This is a genomic window from Paenibacillus sp. NPDC055715 (genome assembly GCF_053617595.1).
The window spans coordinates 204,425-220,907 of sequence record NZ_JBSHGA010000003.1; the positions used below are offsets into that span (position 1 = coordinate 204,425).

18 protein-coding genes and 1 pseudogene are annotated in these 16,483 nt (G+C 48.4%); 15 read left to right on the forward strand and 4 right to left on the reverse strand.

Features of this window, described 5'->3' with window-relative positions; all coding sequences use genetic code 11:
- Positions 1–74 precede the first annotated feature (74 nt).
- From ACWGOO_RS08035 to ACWGOO_RS08045, 3 genes are all read left to right on the forward strand, one after another.
- The gene (locus tag ACWGOO_RS08035) at positions 75–230 is read left to right on the forward strand and encodes a hypothetical protein (RefSeq protein ID WP_452482293.1); all 156 of its coding nucleotides are present in this window, start codon (positions 75–77) and stop codon (positions 228–230) included.
- 225 nt (positions 231–455) lie between these two features.
- Complete coding sequence (locus ACWGOO_RS08040; RefSeq protein WP_452482295.1) at positions 456–1,223, forward strand: hypothetical protein; 768 nt, start codon at positions 456–458, stop codon at positions 1,221–1,223.
- Between the two features lie 71 nt (positions 1,224–1,294).
- The gene (locus tag ACWGOO_RS08045) at positions 1,295–2,278 is read left to right on the forward strand and encodes a helix-turn-helix transcriptional regulator (RefSeq protein WP_452482297.1); all 984 of its coding nucleotides are present in this window, start codon (positions 1,295–1,297) and stop codon (positions 2,276–2,278) included.
- Between the two features lie 45 nt (positions 2,279–2,323).
- On the opposite strand, the gene ACWGOO_RS08050 is transcribed toward ACWGOO_RS08045, so the two are convergent.
- The 4 genes and pseudogenes from ACWGOO_RS08050 to ACWGOO_RS08065 all read right to left on the reverse strand — a co-directional run bounded on the left by ACWGOO_RS08050 (position 2,324) and on the right by ACWGOO_RS08065 (position 5,847).
- Positions 2,324–2,995: an exonuclease domain-containing protein gene (locus ACWGOO_RS08050; protein WP_452482299.1), complete on the reverse strand. Its 672-nt coding sequence runs from the start codon at positions 2,993–2,995 to the stop codon at positions 2,324–2,326.
- A gap of 243 nt (positions 2,996–3,238) precedes the next feature.
- Positions 3,239–5,074, reverse strand: coding sequence for a 5'-nucleotidase C-terminal domain-containing protein (locus ACWGOO_RS08055; protein WP_452482301.1), 1,836 nt, complete (start codon positions 5,072–5,074; stop codon positions 3,239–3,241).
- 204 nt (positions 5,075–5,278) lie between these two features.
- A pseudogene (locus ACWGOO_RS08060) lies at positions 5,279–5,365 on the reverse strand (ImmA/IrrE family metallo-endopeptidase); the annotation flags it as partial.
- 11 nt (positions 5,366–5,376) lie between these two features.
- Positions 5,377–5,847 (reverse strand): helix-turn-helix domain-containing protein, encoded by a 471-nt coding sequence (locus ACWGOO_RS08065; protein ID WP_452482303.1) that lies wholly within the window; start codon positions 5,845–5,847, stop codon positions 5,377–5,379.
- A 284-nt stretch (positions 5,848–6,131) separates the two neighbouring features.
- On the opposite strand from ACWGOO_RS08065, the gene ACWGOO_RS08070 reads away from it, so the two are divergent.
- The 12 genes from ACWGOO_RS08070 to ACWGOO_RS08125 all read left to right on the forward strand — a co-directional run bounded on the left by ACWGOO_RS08070 (position 6,132) and on the right by ACWGOO_RS08125 (position 16,472).
- On the forward strand, positions 6,132–6,611 hold the full coding sequence (locus ACWGOO_RS08070; protein WP_452482305.1) for an ArpU family phage packaging/lysis transcriptional regulator: 480 nt from the start codon (positions 6,132–6,134) through the stop codon (positions 6,609–6,611).
- 357 nt (positions 6,612–6,968) lie between these two features.
- Positions 6,969–7,940 carry a hypothetical protein gene (locus tag ACWGOO_RS08075; RefSeq protein ID WP_452482307.1) on the forward strand — a complete coding sequence of 324 codons (972 nt, stop codon included), beginning with the start codon at positions 6,969–6,971 and terminating at the stop codon, positions 7,938–7,940.
- A 10-nt stretch (positions 7,941–7,950) separates the two neighbouring features.
- Positions 7,951–8,169, forward strand: coding sequence for a hypothetical protein (locus ACWGOO_RS08080; protein WP_452482309.1), 219 nt, complete (start codon positions 7,951–7,953; stop codon positions 8,167–8,169).
- A 2-nt stretch (positions 8,170–8,171) separates the two neighbouring features.
- A complete protein-coding gene (locus tag ACWGOO_RS08085) occupies positions 8,172–9,638 on the forward strand; it encodes a phage tail sheath family protein (protein WP_354451272.1) in 1,467 nt (488 codons plus the stop codon).
- Positions 9,639–9,701: 63 nt separating this feature from the next.
- Positions 9,702–10,109, forward strand: a complete 408-nt coding sequence (locus ACWGOO_RS08090) for a phage tail tube protein (protein WP_452482311.1) — start codon at positions 9,702–9,704, stop codon at positions 10,107–10,109.
- A 74-nt stretch (positions 10,110–10,183) separates the two neighbouring features.
- The gene (locus ACWGOO_RS08095; RefSeq protein WP_044645253.1) at positions 10,184–10,618 is read left to right on the forward strand and encodes a phage tail assembly chaperone; all 435 of its coding nucleotides are present in this window, start codon (positions 10,184–10,186) and stop codon (positions 10,616–10,618) included.
- 177 nt (positions 10,619–10,795) lie between these two features.
- Positions 10,796–12,817, forward strand: coding sequence for a hypothetical protein (locus ACWGOO_RS08100; RefSeq protein ID WP_452482313.1), 2,022 nt, complete (start codon positions 10,796–10,798; stop codon positions 12,815–12,817).
- 37 nt (positions 12,818–12,854) lie between these two features.
- A complete protein-coding gene (locus tag ACWGOO_RS08105) occupies positions 12,855–13,496 on the forward strand; it encodes a LysM peptidoglycan-binding domain-containing protein (RefSeq protein WP_452482499.1) in 642 nt (213 codons plus the stop codon).
- Complete coding sequence (locus tag ACWGOO_RS08110) at positions 13,493–14,470, forward strand: XkdQ/YqbQ family protein (protein WP_452482315.1); 978 nt, start codon at positions 13,493–13,495, stop codon at positions 14,468–14,470. Before ACWGOO_RS08105 ends, ACWGOO_RS08110 begins: the two co-directional genes overlap by 4 nt.
- Positions 14,463–14,870 carry a hypothetical protein gene (locus ACWGOO_RS08115; RefSeq protein WP_014280222.1) on the forward strand — a complete coding sequence of 136 codons (408 nt, stop codon included), beginning with the start codon at positions 14,463–14,465 and terminating at the stop codon, positions 14,868–14,870. The genes ACWGOO_RS08110 and ACWGOO_RS08115 overlap by 8 nt, the downstream gene beginning before the upstream one ends.
- Positions 14,863–15,321, forward strand: a complete 459-nt coding sequence (locus ACWGOO_RS08120; protein ID WP_452482318.1) for a DUF2634 domain-containing protein — start codon at positions 14,863–14,865, stop codon at positions 15,319–15,321. The genes ACWGOO_RS08115 and ACWGOO_RS08120 overlap by 8 nt, the downstream gene beginning before the upstream one ends.
- Complete coding sequence (locus ACWGOO_RS08125; protein WP_452482320.1) at positions 15,321–16,472, forward strand: baseplate J/gp47 family protein; 1,152 nt, start codon at positions 15,321–15,323, stop codon at positions 16,470–16,472. Before ACWGOO_RS08120 ends, ACWGOO_RS08125 begins: the two co-directional genes overlap by 1 nt.
- Positions 16,473–16,483: the final 11 nt, after the last annotated feature.

Here is a 16,483-nt window from a genome sequence, read left to right on the forward strand (position 1 = left end):
GCCACCCCTATATGGATGAAGAACAGAAATGAGTATAAATATATGAGGCAAGAATATAGAAGGAGAAATGAACGATGAACGAAAAAGAACAAACCTATAAAACGCTAAAAATAACCGTAAACGGAAAGCCTTTGTCGAAGGAACTAGTGGTGGACAGCATTACTTTTGCGCCTGTTTCCGATATTTACACAAAAGCGAATGTTTCTTTGACAGAAACTACAATTTCATAAATTTATATATGAACGAGACTATAATGCAGCCCGGCTTGTGCCAGGCTGCATTTTTTGCTTAATCATGCAATTTTAATGGGTTAAAATGTTATTTATTGATGTAGTCCCCTTATTCTATAGATTATTATGCATAATTTTGAACAACGAACATAAGTTCCCTGACAATATAGTGTCAGATAACACTGGTAATTTAGAGTTACATGTTCTTTTAGGGGGGATTTACCAGTGGTGAAGTCAATGGTTAACGTAACGTACACATGGGACAAGGAGTCTATATCTGCGAATGGGTCCGGGCAAGTAAATCTGCTGATAGAATGGGGCCATGGTTCTATACGTAAAAGAAAAGAGGCTTTAATGCTGAAAACAGTTGGATGTGACCTGCAACTCCGGTTCATTCCAGAGAGTGAGGTAAATCTATTCAAAGTGGATGGGGCCAGGCTCAGCTTCAATCGCTCGGAAGACGGAGAGTGCATGCTTGTTTACTGTGGTGATATGCGGAGGGGGAAGTATAAGCAGGCTATTTTGTCATTTTCTATACCGGCGCACTCTTCCGGAAGACATACCATTGGATTAATGGAGTGGAGCTGGCGTAAGCCAACTCAGGAGAAACGGACGCTGATTCGATCGGATCAGCTCTATATCCATTACACGCATCATCTTGGTCTGCTGAGCATTCCATCCAATTCAAAGGTGGAAAAATACATAAAGCTGAATGAGACGGCTCCTATTGTGAAGAAAGCATTGCGTATGTACGAGAAGGGGGGATATGAGCGAGGGGCATTTGTCCTTACCAGACAAGCGGATGAACTGCTTATACGGGCAGCGAGAACGGAAGACATGGAATATTTGGAGGAAGCTAAATTACTCTTTGCCGTACGCAATAAATGGAATGGGACTTTTGAATCATTTAAAAAGAATAGTTCTAAAGTCTTTGTTAATAAAGGAATATCTGTAGAAGATGTTCGCTTTACCAAAATTAATATCTTAAAGTAGGAAATTACGCTAGTTTATTTATGTAATATAGTGAGTCTAAGTTGCTATCTTTTTGTAAAGGAGAGACTTCCTTGACTGATCGGTTGATACGGTTAATGCGGATTATTACTATTGTTCAGGCAAATCCGGGGATATTGGCAAGAGAGCTTGCCGAACGTTGTGAAACATCAGAACGCACCATTTACCGAGATATGGAGGCTCTAAGCGCTATGCATATTCCAATAGCCAATATGGGGCATGGCAAAGGATACATATTTATTAGTAACTTCGCCTTGTATCCTCTCAATTGGACGGAAGAAGAGGCACTGGCTTTTGCCAAACTGGGGGATGTCATGGAAACCGTAAAGCCTCTTTTACCACGAGCTTTTGAAAGTGCCTATGAGAAAGTGATGGCCTCCAGTCAGAAAAAAAAGATAGACCAGACAAGCTTCGCGCAGGAAATGAAAAATATAGTCCGGCTCGGCTCGACACTTGAGAGGGAAAACCAGTCTTATCTGCTCAGGCTGATTGTTTCGGCAAGTCTTATGCAGCAGACTATTGAAGCGGAATACAGTTCGTCTCAAAATGAAGATGTATCATTGGTTCAGATTGATCCTTATTGTCTGGTTCCGCAGGATCGGCGTTTTTATATGCTTGGTTTTTGTCACAAGCAAGCCGCCATGAGAACCTTTCGGATCAGCCACTTTCGAAATATGAGGATTTTGCCGTATACATTTCAGAAGAATACTTCTGAGATGGAAATGTTTTTTAAGGGGACCTGGTCGATTACCAAGGGGAACCAAAATATTCGGTTTGTGGTGAGGTTTTCTGCCGAATCTGTATACCGGGTCAAAGAAGAGGAGCTGTTCATCAAGCCTCTTCTCAAGGATTTGCCGGATGGAAGTCTATTGTTTGAGGTGACGGTTAATCATGATGGTGAATTTATGGACTGGCTCACTCAATATGGAGCGGAGGCGGAAATCTTGGAGCCTTTGCGATACCGCAAGCGAATGCAGGAAATGCTGCGAACCTGGGGGACATTTTATTCCGATAAAAAGGCAGGGGACTACGAATGACAAGGGGATGATAGATTCCCCGGAACGGGCCGGGGTGCTATCCGCCTAACGGTCCTTAAACAGGTCGGCGAGATTGCCGAATGGACTGTACTGCTCCTGCTCTTCTTCCGGTGTAGAGTATACGAGCTTTGAGCCCCGGCTTTCTTCATCGTCAGAAGCGTTATGAGTTAATGTGATACGATCAAAATGGTGCATGAAAACCTGAGCGGTATTCAGTGCATCGTCCAGCGCACGGTGCTGTTGACCGTCAAAGTCAATGTTGCACAGTTCCAGCGCCTGAGACAGGCTCATCTGACGGTATTTACCATTGGAGCTGAACAGACGGGAGATTTTCTTTTGTATATCATTCGTATTATGAATCCAATGGAGGTCCACATGATGGGTGCGGCAATGGGATACCAGCTTCTGACGGTCATCCGGCCCCCAAGCACACAAGTAATAGGGGGAGTCCGTTCCGAGCCATGCGATAAATTGCTTCGCAGCTTCAGGGAAGAGCGGGGCCGCATCAATGTCCCGTTGAGTAATACCGGTAAACTGCACGGTATCCGTAGAAAGCACAGGCCGATTCGAGGGTCTGACAAAGCTGTGAAACGTGTCCGCAATGTACAAGCCATCGTCTCCCTGTATGACTTTGACGGCACCGATATCAATAATTTCGGAGGAATATCTGGTGTTACGGCTAACGGTAAACTCAAGATCATAAATAATGTATTGCATTTTTATGCTCCTTCCACACATATAACTGATCCCGTTAGAGAGCGAGATGGATGTTTTCTGCCCGAATGGCTCTTCTCCATCATACCTCTCGATTCACAACTTGTCAGCGTTTAAAAGGCCTTCTTTTGAAAAAAATATGCGATGTCCAAATGAGTTTGAACTATCGTATAAAAACACCTCTAGACACACAGCAGCGTCCGAAACCACAGGGATTCTGGACGCTGCCTTTGCAAGCTTATTAAATTAGGCCGGGAGGTCAAGCCTTTGTCCCGGATAAATACGGTGGGGATTTTTCAGCTTGTTCAGCTTTTGAAGCTGTTGCCAGGTGAACCCGTATTGGCGGGAAATACCATACAGTGTATCCCCGGACTTTACAACATACACATGGCTATTTGTAGCTTGTGCAGAAGCCGGTGTCTGTTGCGGCTTGGCTGTTGGAGCCTTGGCTGGTGCAGGTTTGGCAGCCGGAGCAGAGGGTACGGGCTGCACGGCAGGAACGGAAGCCTTGACGTCTGCTTTGGCTTCTTGAATGCGGCCGTCTGCTTGTACTTGCAGGCTGGCGGAGCCAACCTTTTGCATGTAGCGAATCAGGGCCTCGTCAAGCGATCCGAACATACCTGCCTGCGGATATTTGGCGAACATTGTATACTGATCTCCGCCTACAGCAGTAAAATCATTGGTTGCCAGTGTGTACGTGGCATCAGGATCAAGCGTTTTTCCGCCAATCAGGATGGAATGGACACGGCTTCCCTTGGCTGCCGATGTATCTATTGTAAACGAGATCCCTGATACCTGTGGAAAACCGCCGCTTGGCTCCGGATAGGAGGCTGTGCCATTTTCAAGTGCTGCCTGAATGTCGGAGCCTTTCACTTTCAGGGTAACAATCTGGTTGCCGAATGGCAGCACAGTGATGATGTCTCCCTTGGTTACCGTTCCCGTCTTGATGGACGCCCGAATGCCGCCGCCGTTGGTCAGGGCCACGTCTGCCCCCGAAATATCACGCATGGCATCGGTGAGCAGGTCGCCGAGATTCGTTTCACCTGCACGTACCTTTTCACGCGCTCCTTCCAGGTTCACACTCGTTCGTGCTACAACCTCTTTGAGGATAGGTTCCTGTTCCTTCTGAACAGAGGCGATCAATGTAGCAATTTCAGCATTGGGCTGAACATCGACTGCTTGCGTCGAATCAATCAGCTTGGCTTGTTTTTGGGTAACCTTGCCGCCGTCGACCCATAAATCGACAACGCCCAGATACTTCGTATATTCACCCGCGCTTGCGATCAGTGTACCATTGTCACCGACCAAGCCTTTTTCCAGTACGGTATGGCTGTGTCCATCAATGAAAATATCAATGCCGGGCACTTCCTTGACGACCTTAAGGCTGGTGTCTTTGCTGGATGCATCTTGTCCCAGGTGACCGAGGACCACGACAACGTCCACTTTACTGCGGATTTCATCTACTGCCGCTTTGGTTTCAACAGCAGGATCGGTGAATTGAATGCCCTCGACATTTTTAGGATTCGTTTTGTATGCCGTTTCGGGCGTAGTCAGGCCGATAATACCAATTTTAACGCCATCGACTTCTTTAATGACATAAGGCTGGAACAAGCGTGTTCCGTCTGTTTGCTTAATGTTGGCACTGAGTACCGGGAATTGAATTTCCTTACTCAGCTCCACAAGATGCTTCCAGCCGTAATTAAACTCATGATTGCCTGGTACCATTGCATCATAGCGAAGCTTGTTAATGACTTTCACGATGCTCTGGCCGTTGACCAAGGTAGCGAAGGTCGTTCCATGAACCGTATCTCCGTCATCCAGCAGCAGCGTATTGGGATTGGAAGCACGGTACTGGTCAATGATGCCTGCCAGCTTGGCGAACCCCATTTCCTTGTCGTTGGTGACTACGTGGGCATGGGTATCGTTCGTATGTAGGATGGTGATGTGTTTACCACTGACCGGAGGAGTTGCACTTCCCGCTGTTCCCGTGCTAGCTGCCGGGTCTGCTGCTGCTGTTCCAAGACATCCGAACAGCAGCGCGGCGGTCGTTAAGATAGACGAGATTTTTTTCCATGAGTTCATTTTGTTCTTTCAACCTCCTATAAAATGAATGCATTAGAGAAGCCTCTTACGTTCACATTTTATCAGAAGATTGTAAAAATAACTTCTATTTTATATGAGGAAACTGAAAATTTTCTTACATATTGGTTGTTAAAGCTATTGTGAAATTACCTATATTGAAGAGGACGTAATAAACGACAATTATATATGAGCATTAGCGTTCTAACGGATATGAATACCCAGAGCTTCTGCAATATTGAAGGGGCAGTTCGTACGGTATTTTCGGACGAGTTTGTGAATAAGTTCGTTCATGTACTCACCTGCTATTCCTGATCACTGCCCGTTGGGGGCGATTTGGGTTTATGCTTGTTCATCTGTTTGGCTTCCCAGAACAGACCTGTCAGCACATCTTTGATCCGTCGACGATCTTCTTCATCCAGCGGAATGCCGTCGAACATTAATTCGCCGTCTTCCTCCAGCATTTTTTTAAAATCCCGGCGGTCTTTGGAAGCAGCCCATTCCGGTACGTTGGAACGATAGGACTCGTGTGAATGTTGCTCTACGGAATCATCGTCTCCCCAATATCCGGCGTTCTTCATCATCTCGGTATACGATACGCCGAGCGCGTCCGCTATTTTGCGGAGAGTAGAGGGCTTGGGTACGCCACGCAGTCCGTTTTCAATCCGGGAAATTTGTGAATTGCTGATGTCAGCCGCTTCTGCCAATTGGTTAATGCTCCATTGCTTGTGCTCACGCTGCTGCTTTAAGTATGTTCCGAATGCTGGTTGTTTCACAATGGCGGCTCCTTTCTGCAACAGAATAAAAGATTAGTTCCATTATACCATTAGGTAAATAGTAAAAGCGCGTAATATGCCAAAAGGTATAGAAAAATAAAGCGAATATCCTGTTTTTGAAGCTATACCGCTATTTTTACCGATGGATAGCTATCCTAAATAATGTTATGTTATACTCATAATACGAACAAAAGGGGAACAAGATGTAAACGCAAGAGTTGTACGATTTAAAAAATACATCATTATCAAAAAACATAAAGATAAGATAAGGAGTGTTGCTTTGCATGAAAAATAACTTACCCGAATTGGACAGACGCAAAACGCAGAACGCACTGGAGGGGGTATTTGAAAAATATCGGATTTATAAAACCATTACTTTTATGGACCGGGAAAGTTTCATCACTGCTGGTTATAAGGATCGCCCGAACGGTCCGACGAATGTGACAAGCGATCCAACGGCACGGACAGCCGTATATAATGTAGATGCGCCTGCAGCTCGTTTGGCTTATTGCGAGATGGTGGATGCCGTAGTCAGCCGCTTAAATGAACGCGAACAGTTGCTCATCCGTGAGCGTTATTTAAAGGATGACGATGTGTTCGACTACAAGGTTTACAATTATGTGCTCGATCCGCCAGTAAGCAAAGATACGTACACGAAAATCCGCACCCGGGCTTTTTACAAAATGGCGCTTGCACTGGCGGATCAAGGTGTTCTGAATCAGGCAGGCTTACAGAAGGGCGGATCGAAAATGGGGATAGTGTAATAATTATCCATTTTTTCTCATTTCTATTTTAATATCGTTTCTTAAAAGGCTTTGATTTCCTGTAATAGCGGGGGTCAAGGTCTTTTTTAATTACAAGAACACATGTTCTCAAAATACCACCCAACTTCATCCCTAGTCTCTACTTTTATCGTCCATTTCCCCGGCAACGCATTCGTTAAAAGGGTGTAAGATTATATCATCGGGAATCAAGACAAGAGGACATACCGAAGACACACACAGTCAAAAGTTAGCCGGCCATCAGGGCCGGTTTTTTCATGCGGTTGTCGTCCCTGTCGATTCCCGGGAATTCGTGGTACAGAAAGGAGGAGTCGTGTTGCCTAAGCAATGGATGCTGCAATGCATGAGGTTGAGGCTGCGCCGGATGAGAACACGGAAGTGGAAAAAAGCCTGGGTAAGCAGCCACAACATGAGAGTGCAGGATGCGCAAAGGTGGCATGCCGCAGGATGAGACAAGCCTTTAAACAAAAGCTCATTGACATTGTTCCAGCGCTACAAGGGCGCGTATACGATGTTCAGCCACCGTCGCAGACGGCAGAGGAGCCGTACGCCGTTATGGCGCTGGGCGAGGAAATTTGGAAGTCCTCCTGGGTCGGATATCGGCAGGTTGTCCGCATCAAGCTGTACGCAGGACAAGCCGGGCTGGCACAGGCCGATGTATGGGCGAACGCCCTGATTGCCGGGCTGCACCGGGAACCGGTGACAGACGAAGGTGAGGACACGTCGGCTTTTACCGCGCATTACTTGGGCGTGCGGGATGCAGAAAAGCTGGATACCGTCACGGGCAAGGCCTACAGAACGCTGCGTTTTGGCGTGTATGTGCCTGAAACGGAAGGTAGTCCGGCGGTCGCTCCGACAAACGGTGTTGCACAGCCGGATGAATGGCTGGCGGCGCTGACCCGCTGGACACAGAAGCAACTGGGCGAGACGTGGTCGGTGTACGCCGATGCATGGCCCACACAACCGGGACGGCACGCGGTGCTATGGCGGCTGAGTGGCTGCGAGATCAGGATGGCGGGAGCCCCCATGTATGAACTTCGCAAACAGTTCATCGGGCACATCACCGCTCCGGACACCACCGAAGAGAACCGCGCGGCTTCCGCTCTGGTCGAGGGCTTTGCCGCCCAAATTCAGCTTCCTCTGGATCAGGAGAAGGTCCGTTATATGTCTACAGCTGAAGCTTCCGCAGATTTGCAGGCGGATGCGATTTTGGACGGTCAGCTCCGGCTGACGTTGGTACAGCGGCGTATGCGTCCGGCTGAGGAAGCGGCGTTAATCCGCAGAGTGGAAATTCATCCTAATTTGAAATGAGGTGGTCCGAGTGACCTTGGACAACAATGAGAAGGCCCCGGTCAATGCCGGGCAGGAAGCAAGCGGCCCCCGCTATACGCTGGAGGAGCTTAAGGAGCACGCGGAACAATTGTTTTCCGTGAAGGAAGAAGTGCTGGCAGGCGCATTTTTTGGCACACAGGACAAGCTGTTCACGGTAGCAGAAGCACACACTAAAATCGAACAATTTATGAAAGCGAAGGTGGACTAATTATGGCAGGCGGAACATGGGAAAACACGAATAAACCGGTATTGCCGGGTTTGTATATGAATTTTCAGGCAGCAGCGGCTTCAGCGATTCAAGGTGGCTCGCGCGGTACGGTCGTTGTACCGGTTAAAGCCAATTGGGGTCCTGTACGTGAGTTTGTAGAAGTTGGCAGCGAAACGGCGATCAGCCAAATCTTTTCGAATGACAGTATGGATGGTGCGACAGCGTATTCTACGCTGTATCTGGCTCTGCTGGGTGGACCAAAAAAGCTGTTGGCCTACCGTTTGGCAGATGACACGGCTGCACCAGCAACTGTGACGCTGAAAAGCGGCGGTGAGGCACCAACCGATGTGCTGCGCTTGCAGGCGCTGTACACAGGTAGCCGCGGTAATGGCTTTGCTGTAACTGTGCAGCCAACTTTGGGTGACGAGCAAGCCCGTGAGGTGCGTCTCTATGAGGGCACTAAACTGCTGGGTACGTATAAAGGCAGTGACGGCACGGCTGCTTCGATTGCCGAAGCGATGAACAAGAACAGCGAAAACGTATGGGTGAAGGCTGAGGTTATCGGCAATGGCGGCATTCCGGTAGATGTCAGCGGCGTACGTCTGACAGGCGGTAACAGTGGCAACAGCACACTGGTTAACGCTGATTATATCGCAATGCAGGAAGCGCTTGAAGGACAGGAATTTAATGTGCTGGCGCTGGATTACGCAGCCGATCTGGCCTTGCTGCAAAGCTTTGCCGCCTGGATCAAGCGTGTCCGCAGCGAAGGCAAAGGCGTTATCGCCGTGTTTGGTGGTTCTGCGGCAGATGATGTATCGAAAACCGCTGTCAGTCTGGCCTCTGATCGTTCTCTGGCGCTCAACCATGAAGGTATCGTAAACGTGGGTACTGGCGTGCGTCTGGCAGGTACGGACTACAGCTCCGCTCAAACGGCTGCTTATGTAGCCGGACTGATCGCAGGCCAACGTCTGAATCAATCCACGACATATACGGTGACGCCTTTTGAGGATGTAACTCGCCGCTGGACACGCTCCGAACAGGAGCAGGCTGTCCGTAATGGTGTCTTCCTGCTGTTCTTCGACGGCCGTCAGGTCAAAGCGTTGCGCGGGATCAGCAGCTTGGTGAACCCGGCTGCTGGACAAAACAACGCATGGAAGAAAATCCGTTCTATTCGCGTTATGGATGCTATTAACGCTGACTTGCAGCGTGCAGCCGAAGAGACTTACATTGGCAAAATTAACAACACGGTGGAAGGCCGTCTGGCACTCATCGGTGCGATCAAAGAATACTTGGCACAATTGTCGCTGAGCAACGTGATCGAAGCCGATGGCTACGATGTCATTCTCGATCCGGCTTACTATGGCGATGCGCCAGTCATCAAACCGGAGCCAGATCAAGTGTTCCTGCAATGGAATGTGAAACTGACCGACGTGATGGAGCAACTGTTTGGTACATTTTACGTGCAATAAGAATGTCGCGGGAAATTAGAAATCCTAAACTATATTATGGATCATTTTGAGGAGGAAAAATAAATGTTGGATGCTTCAAGAGTCATTTTAGGTACGTATGGTCAGGCGCATGTGGACGGGGTATGGCAGACGAATATCAATAAACTGGAAGCCGGCGTGGAAATGGAAAAACGCGAGTTGAACCTCGTGGGCAATGACTGGAAGGTTCACAAACGTGGTATTAAAAAAGGAACGGGAACCATGAGCGGCTACAAGGTAACGTCCGATATGATTCGTCGTGGTTTCACTCGTTTTGAAATTATCACTAAATTGGATGACCCTGAAGCCTTTGGACATGAGAGTATTCGTCTTATCCGTTGCACCCCTGACAAAATCCAGCTTGCCAACTGGACAGCAGGTGAGGAAGTACAGGAAGAAACAACCTTCACCTTCGAAGGTTATGAGCTGCTTGATCCGATTGTAGCGAACTAATATGAACACGGGGGAGGGGATGCCGTAAGGTGTTCCGTTCCCTAATACCAATTGATAATAAGGGAGAATGACATATGAGCTTGAATGAGAATATGACAGAAGAACAAATCTTGGATAGTCTGTTTGAAGCCGCTGAAAAATTGCCGGAGGAAACGGTGCGTATCAAGCGTCTGGATATGAAAATTGTGCTGCATGGTCTGACCTCCAGCAAAGTGGATAGCATTCGTGAACGGTGTACCATTCGCCGTACCGTGAAGGGTGCAGTGGATGAAAAGGTAGATACCGAGACGTTCAACGCTCTGTTGATTTCGGAAGCTACTGGCAAGCTGGAAGTGAAGGGCTTGTCATTAAGCGGCTGGGGCGATCCCCGGATTACAAGCCGTTTGAAGCTGTCCGGTGGCGAACAATCTGTCCGTCGTATGCTGCTGGCAGGCGAACTGGATGCCGTAGGCGACAAAGTGCTGGAACTGTCCGGCTTTGGCGTGGAAATTGCTGATCTAAAAAACTAATCAACTCCGGGGGAATGACGACGATGCTGTACCACTTGTGGGTCCGGCACCACCTCCGCCCCGGAGACTTTTGGCAGCTTCCCCGCGGTGAGCGCATGCTGCTGCTGGCGTTTGCTGAACAGGAAATGGATAGCATGGCAGCTTCAAAAGCATAAACAAGGAGGTGAACATTGAAATATGGCGGAAGCATTAAATTACCGCATGAACCTTGTGATTGATCCCAAAAACGTCATTAAGGCGAACCGCGAATTACGCGCGATGGAACGGTATTTTGAACGGATTCAAGGGCGTGTCATGAAAATCGGTCGCACCCGCATGGCCCCGGAAATTGTGTTGAACGATATGGCCTCCAAAGGGCTGGATAATCTGTTGAACAAGATTAACCGGGTCAAATCCCAGATTATTAATGCCTCGGGGAACGTGAATGTGAAAGTGAGTAGTAGTAGTAGTAACATATCCATCGAAGGTGTTAATGCTCTTGTAAAGGCGTTAGACAGTAATACAAGGGCAGTAAAAAATATGGCTTTGTTTAATGGAAATAAGCCTCCTAAGGAAAAAGAGGAAAGTAAACTTCCAGCGTGGGCTGAGGCGCTGCAAAAATATAATGAGCCTGCCAAGGTTGTCCAAGAAGTATACAAAGGGGTTACCGGTGAGGATTTAAGTGCTCAAACAATTTTTAAAATACCTGAAAGAATTTCAAAAACAAGAGAAAAGTTGGCAGATACAAAAAAAGCATGGAGTGAAGGCGGAGCAATAAACGGACTGAAAACTTTCTTTTCTTCAAAAAAAGAAGAGGTAGCTGAAGGAAACACGGAAGGCGCATCAGGCAATAAAGACCTTTCGGAGATTAAAGAATTAATTAAGAAATTAATTCAAGTTACCTCTGATAAATCTACTGGTGGGTTTGGCGGTGGAAATGTCCCGGGAAGAAGAAGCAAACGTTCAGGGGGCAGAAGATCTGGTGACAGAGGCGGTGGCCGTCGATCCTCGGGTGGTCAAGGAGATTTTAATTCAAGAGCCGGAGAGATTGCAAGGATTAATACTAGAGATCGTAACTCAACACAAGGAAACAGAAGCGGACGACAAAGCGCCGCAGGCCCTGCAGAGTCCAATCCCCGGATTAATCCTAACCGAAGAGTTCCAAGTCCAAGAAATAATCGGAGAAATTCTGGTAATCGTCGCTCTTCCAAGTCGGGTGGTATTCTTAGCTTTGCAGGCGACTTGCTAACTGGCGGAACAGACATAGACGCTTCCTCTGTTCTGAATATGGTAAAAGATAGCGGATTAGTTGAAAAAGTGAGTAAGGGACTTGGCGTAAGTAAAAAGTTCATTAGTGGACCTTTGGGGGTTCTGGCAGATGCAGCAAGCATAGCTACATCAGCTTCGGGTAAGGAACGCGCACAAGCGATTGGTTCCACTGTAGGTGAGTCGGTTGGGAGTACGGTAGGCGGAGCAATTGGAACATTTTTGCTTCCAGGTGTCGGTACTGCTGTTGGCTCATATGTAGGCGGTTTAGCAGGCGACTTTTTAGGGGGCAAAGTGGGCGGTTGGATTTCAGACCATGGCTCTGAAATTAAGGAAAAGGCATCCAAGGTCACAGGTTGGCTCTCTGAAAAGAGTGAAGCCTTTGGTGATAGTATCTCAAACTTCTTCTCCTTTGGAGGTAAAGATGAGCCTAAGAAAGCCCCAGCTAAGCCGCCTGAAGTACCTCAACCTGCTATACCACCTCAACCTGCTGTAGCTGTGGCTACCAAACCGTTAACACCTATGCCACCTTTTCCGGGATTACCGCCGGGTCCTCAAGTGATGTATGGGCCTCAGCAACCAGGCGCAAAAGGTGTCCCTAATCCTTATGGACCGATGGCTATTGCTAACCAAGGGTTAAATCCAAGCCCACTATTGAATACTGCGGCTCATGCGAACAACGGAGCTAAAGCTAAAGGTAAAGTCAATGGTAATCCGACTCCTCAAGTGGTACAGATCAGCCCAGAACAAATGGGAACACTCTCCGGCTTTTTGAAGGATTTTAAGACGGAAACTACGAACCAATTCAATCTTCCTGCCGGAGCTGTTCAGGTAACTGTGCATGAGAACAAGCTGGATGTGGAGGGGCTTATTACGCAAATTGGCTATCGTCTCAAAGCCGAAATTCTGCGGGCAACGCAGAACACCAAACCTGCGAGTGGAGGAGCTATGTAATGCAGTAGGATGGGAGTAACGGAGAATGAACAAAAATATGGAATTTAGTTTAACGGATGGCAAGGGATTTAAGTTTATATTTCCGGTGAATCCTGAGGAAGTGACGATCTCACGGCAAAAGGGATTTGATACGACAACGATTTTATCCTATGGGGAGTTTGATTTTCCGCAAGGGGAGAAGGTGAAGGAAATTTCCTTCTCTTCTTTTTTTCCCAAGGAGTACGATGAATCGTATTGCAAATATAAAGATTTACCTGATCCGCAAGAGGCCATGAACACGTTGAATGGTTTTTTGCTGTCCCAAAAGCCATTACGCTTCATCATTTCAGAGACAGCTATAAATGTACCCGTAATTGTAGCGTCTCATAACTCAACCTTTCGGGGCGGGGAATATGGGGACGTGAATTTTGATCTTTCGCTGCGGACCTGGAGTGAAATGAAAGTATCCAAAAAAGCCGGCAGTGGGACGAAGTCTTCTACAGTCAACAAAAAGCCCCGCACGGATATGAAAGAAAAGAAGAAAACCTATACGGTTAAATCGGGGGATTCCTTGTCCAAAATTGCCAAGCTGGAGCTGGGGGACAGCTCACAATGGAGTCGTATTTATCAGCTTAACAAAAAGGTCATTGGTCAAAATCCGAATGCGATTAAACCGGGGCAAAAGCTGGTGCTGTTATGAGCTATAAAGTTATTTTACAGGATAAATATGATTTATCGCCGCTGGTGGAGAACATTAATTTGAGGGATTCGCTGGAGCAAATCGCCTATCAGGGCACGGTAAATCTGGTCGTAACGCCGGACATGCCACCCATTTCTCCAGGGATGTCGATTCGGGTTAGTGGCATTCCTTATGGCAAAAAAGACTATGTCCCCTTGCTATCTCCAGCGGTGATTTGGGAAGTGGAAACTTCCAACAATGGACTCAAGCGTATGACGCTGACGTTATATGATCGCACGGTGTATTTGGACAAGTCGGAGGATGAATATTTGCTCCCTGCCAAGCAGACGGCTACGCAGCGTTTTCAGAAATATGCCAGGGATTGGAAGTTGAAAATCGCTTCATTGCCAGATACGAAAAAGCAGCTCGGACGCGCGGTATACCGGACTCAGTCTATTTATTCCATGATGCTGGGCGATTTGCGTGAAACGGCAAAGGCGGGTGGCAAGCTGTATCATCCACGGATGATTACCTCCGGTTTGGAGCTATATGAGCTGGGAACGAATAAAGATGTGTATGTTTTGGAGAGAGTGACCGATACGACACAATCTCGTACACTCGAAGGCGCGGCCACAAGAGTCAAGGTGCTGGCTACGGCGGCGAGTGAAACGGGCAACGAGGTTCCGTCCAAGGTGATGGCACTGGAGGAAAAAGACATTGCCAAATATGGAACGCTTCAGGTGATCGTGCAGGATGACGAGGTAAAATCGGGTGCAGCCGCACGTGAGTTGGCCAAAAGTAAACTGAGAGGCATACAACAAACGATATCGCTAAATGCACCAGATATGAACACGATTCGTGCAGGAGACGCGGTGATGCTGGGTTCCATGAAGCTGCTGGTGATTTCAGTGAGCAGGGAATTAGGGAACCCCGGCAGTATGTCGCTGGAACTGGGCACGTATGACGATGTAAAAAGGAGGTTTTATCTTGAATAAGGACCCCTACGGGCATTTGGCTACTGCATTGCAATCCTCATTTCACAAGCATACCAAGCAAGCGCTGAGCGGAGTGGGCGCGGTACTGGGCACGATCACCTCCACGGGACTCAAGCTGGACGATTTTAAACATGAGCTTCAGGATTATCTGGTCGCCGAGCTGCCGGGATTGCTATCTGTACCGCGTCATATGTACAAAGGAACCTCAACCGCAGTGGAGTCGGAGAATTGGGAGGGCAAAGAGCTGAAAACTTCCTTTTATATCGGGGAGGATGAGCTGGAGGATGTGAATCTGAGCCTGAACGAAGGACTGAAGCCCGGAGATCGCGTACTGGCGGTTCGGGTGAATAGCGGCAACGATGTGGTTGTGGTATGCAAGGTGGTGAGTGGACGTGGCTAATTTATTTCCCGAAACGGATGATATGCTCTGGACGGATATCACGGACCCGGATGTGCTGGAGGATAACCGGGCGATATTTGGGCGAAGCTGGCGGTTTGATTTTGAAGCCGGGGAGTTTGTCATGAGTCCTAGCCGTAAAATAGTAGTTACAGGTGAAAAAGAAGCCTGGGTACAGTGGTGTGAAAAAGCAATTCGTACCCCCCGCTACCGTCATGTGATCTATTCCCCTGACTATGGTAGCGAGCTGGAGGAGCTGATTGGCAGCAGCTATGGGCACGGTGTGCAGGAAAGTGAAATCAAGCGCATGGTTACCGAAGCGCTGCTGGCAGATGCCCGCACGGCTAGTGTGGATCAGTTCACGTTTCGCTGGGAAGGTGAGGCATGCCATTTTAGCTGCCAGATTACGAATGTGCGGGATGAAACGGAAATTGTAGAAAGTGTGGTGATCTAATGGCAGACTTGCCGGAGTATTTGGTAGACCAGACAGAAGAGGAAATTTTGAGTCGTATGCTCGATAAAGTGCCTTCGGACATGGATAAGTCCGAAGGTTCTTTTATTTGGGATGCGCAGGCACCAGTAGCGTTTATGCTCTCCGAAGCGGCGATCTGGGCGCAGGAGCTGCTGCGCCGGGGCTTTGCCAGTACAGCAGCCAGCGACAACCCGGATTTTCGCTCGCCTGAGCTGGATCTGCGAACAGCAGAGCATGGAGTGACACGGCGGGAAGCGGTTGCTGCCTCAGGTATGGTTACCTTCACGGGCACAGCGGGAACGACCGTTCCGGCGGGAACCTTGGTGGCGACCCCGGCAGATGATGTTTCCGGGGAAGCTTCCATTGAGTATGCGACCACGGCAGCGGTCACGCTGGATGAGCAGGGTAAAGGAGAAACGGCGATTCGGGCGGTCAATCCCGGCCGTAGCGGTAACGTACCCGCGGGCGTCATTCAGGTGATGGCGAGTTCGGTCAGTGGTGTTTCCTCCGTTATGAATACGGAGGAGACTCAAAGTGGCACGGACATTGAGAGCGACCAGCTGTTGCTGGAGCGTTTTTATGCCAAGGTGCGGAACCAGGGCACAAGCGGCAACAAGGCGCAGTATACGCAGTGGGCGAATGAAATCGCCGGAGTAGGCAGTGTGGAGGTTGTTCCGCTCTGGAAAGGGCCGGGTACGGTGGCTTTATATGTGCTAGACACGGATAAACGTGCTGCCAGTCCGGATATCGTCGCTGCGGTGCAGAAGTACATTGATCCAACCCAGGATGGGCAAGGCGAAGGGCTGGCACCAGCGGGTCCTGTGGTGACAATCATGCCTGCGACAGAGGTGGAAATTAACATCTCGGTCAAGGTACAGCGCACCAAAGAGAAGCCGTCCACACTGGATGAAATCAAAAAGCTGATCGAAAGCGGTGTACGGACGTATTTGAAGCAGCTTGCTTTTTACAAGGAAGACCCGTTGGTACGGTATACCCGGATTACTGCTGTTTTACTGGATATTCCGATCATTATTGATTTCTCTGAGCTGAAAATCAATGGACAGAGCAATCAGAATATTGAGATTGGATCAGGTCAGGTGGCGGTGTTGGGGATGGTGAGCGTCAGTGAGTAATAAGGGAACGA

Coding starts and splice junctions, on each gene's coding strand:
- ACWGOO_RS08125 (WP_452482320.1), top strand. CDS start 15,321: ATGGCAGACTTGCCGGAGTATTTGGTAGACCAGACAGAAGAGGAAATT.
- ACWGOO_RS08085 (WP_354451272.1), top strand. CDS start 8,172: ATGGCAGGCGGAACATGGGAAAACACGAATAAACCGGTATTGCCGGGT.
- ACWGOO_RS08105 (WP_452482499.1), top strand. CDS start 12,855: ATGGAATTTAGTTTAACGGATGGCAAGGGATTTAAGTTTATATTTCCG.
- ACWGOO_RS08100 (WP_452482313.1), top strand. CDS start 10,796: ATGGCGGAAGCATTAAATTACCGCATGAACCTTGTGATTGATCCCAAA.
- ACWGOO_RS08035 (WP_452482293.1), top strand. CDS start 75: ATGAACGAAAAAGAACAAACCTATAAAACGCTAAAAATAACCGTAAAC.
- ACWGOO_RS08110 (WP_452482315.1), top strand. CDS start 13,493: ATGAGCTATAAAGTTATTTTACAGGATAAATATGATTTATCGCCGCTG.
- ACWGOO_RS08090 (WP_452482311.1), top strand. CDS start 9,702: ATGTTGGATGCTTCAAGAGTCATTTTAGGTACGTATGGTCAGGCGCAT.
- ACWGOO_RS08075 (WP_452482307.1), top strand. CDS start 6,969: ATGCATGAGGTTGAGGCTGCGCCGGATGAGAACACGGAAGTGGAAAAA.
- ACWGOO_RS08055 (WP_452482301.1), bottom strand. CDS start 5,074: ATGAACTCATGGAAAAAAATCTCGTCTATCTTAACGACCGCCGCGCTG.
- ACWGOO_RS08050 (WP_452482299.1), bottom strand. CDS start 2,995: ATGCAATACATTATTTATGATCTTGAGTTTACCGTTAGCCGTAACACC.
- ACWGOO_RS08070 (WP_452482305.1), top strand. CDS start 6,132: ATGAAAAATAACTTACCCGAATTGGACAGACGCAAAACGCAGAACGCA.
- ACWGOO_RS08095 (WP_044645253.1), top strand. CDS start 10,184: ATGAGCTTGAATGAGAATATGACAGAAGAACAAATCTTGGATAGTCTG.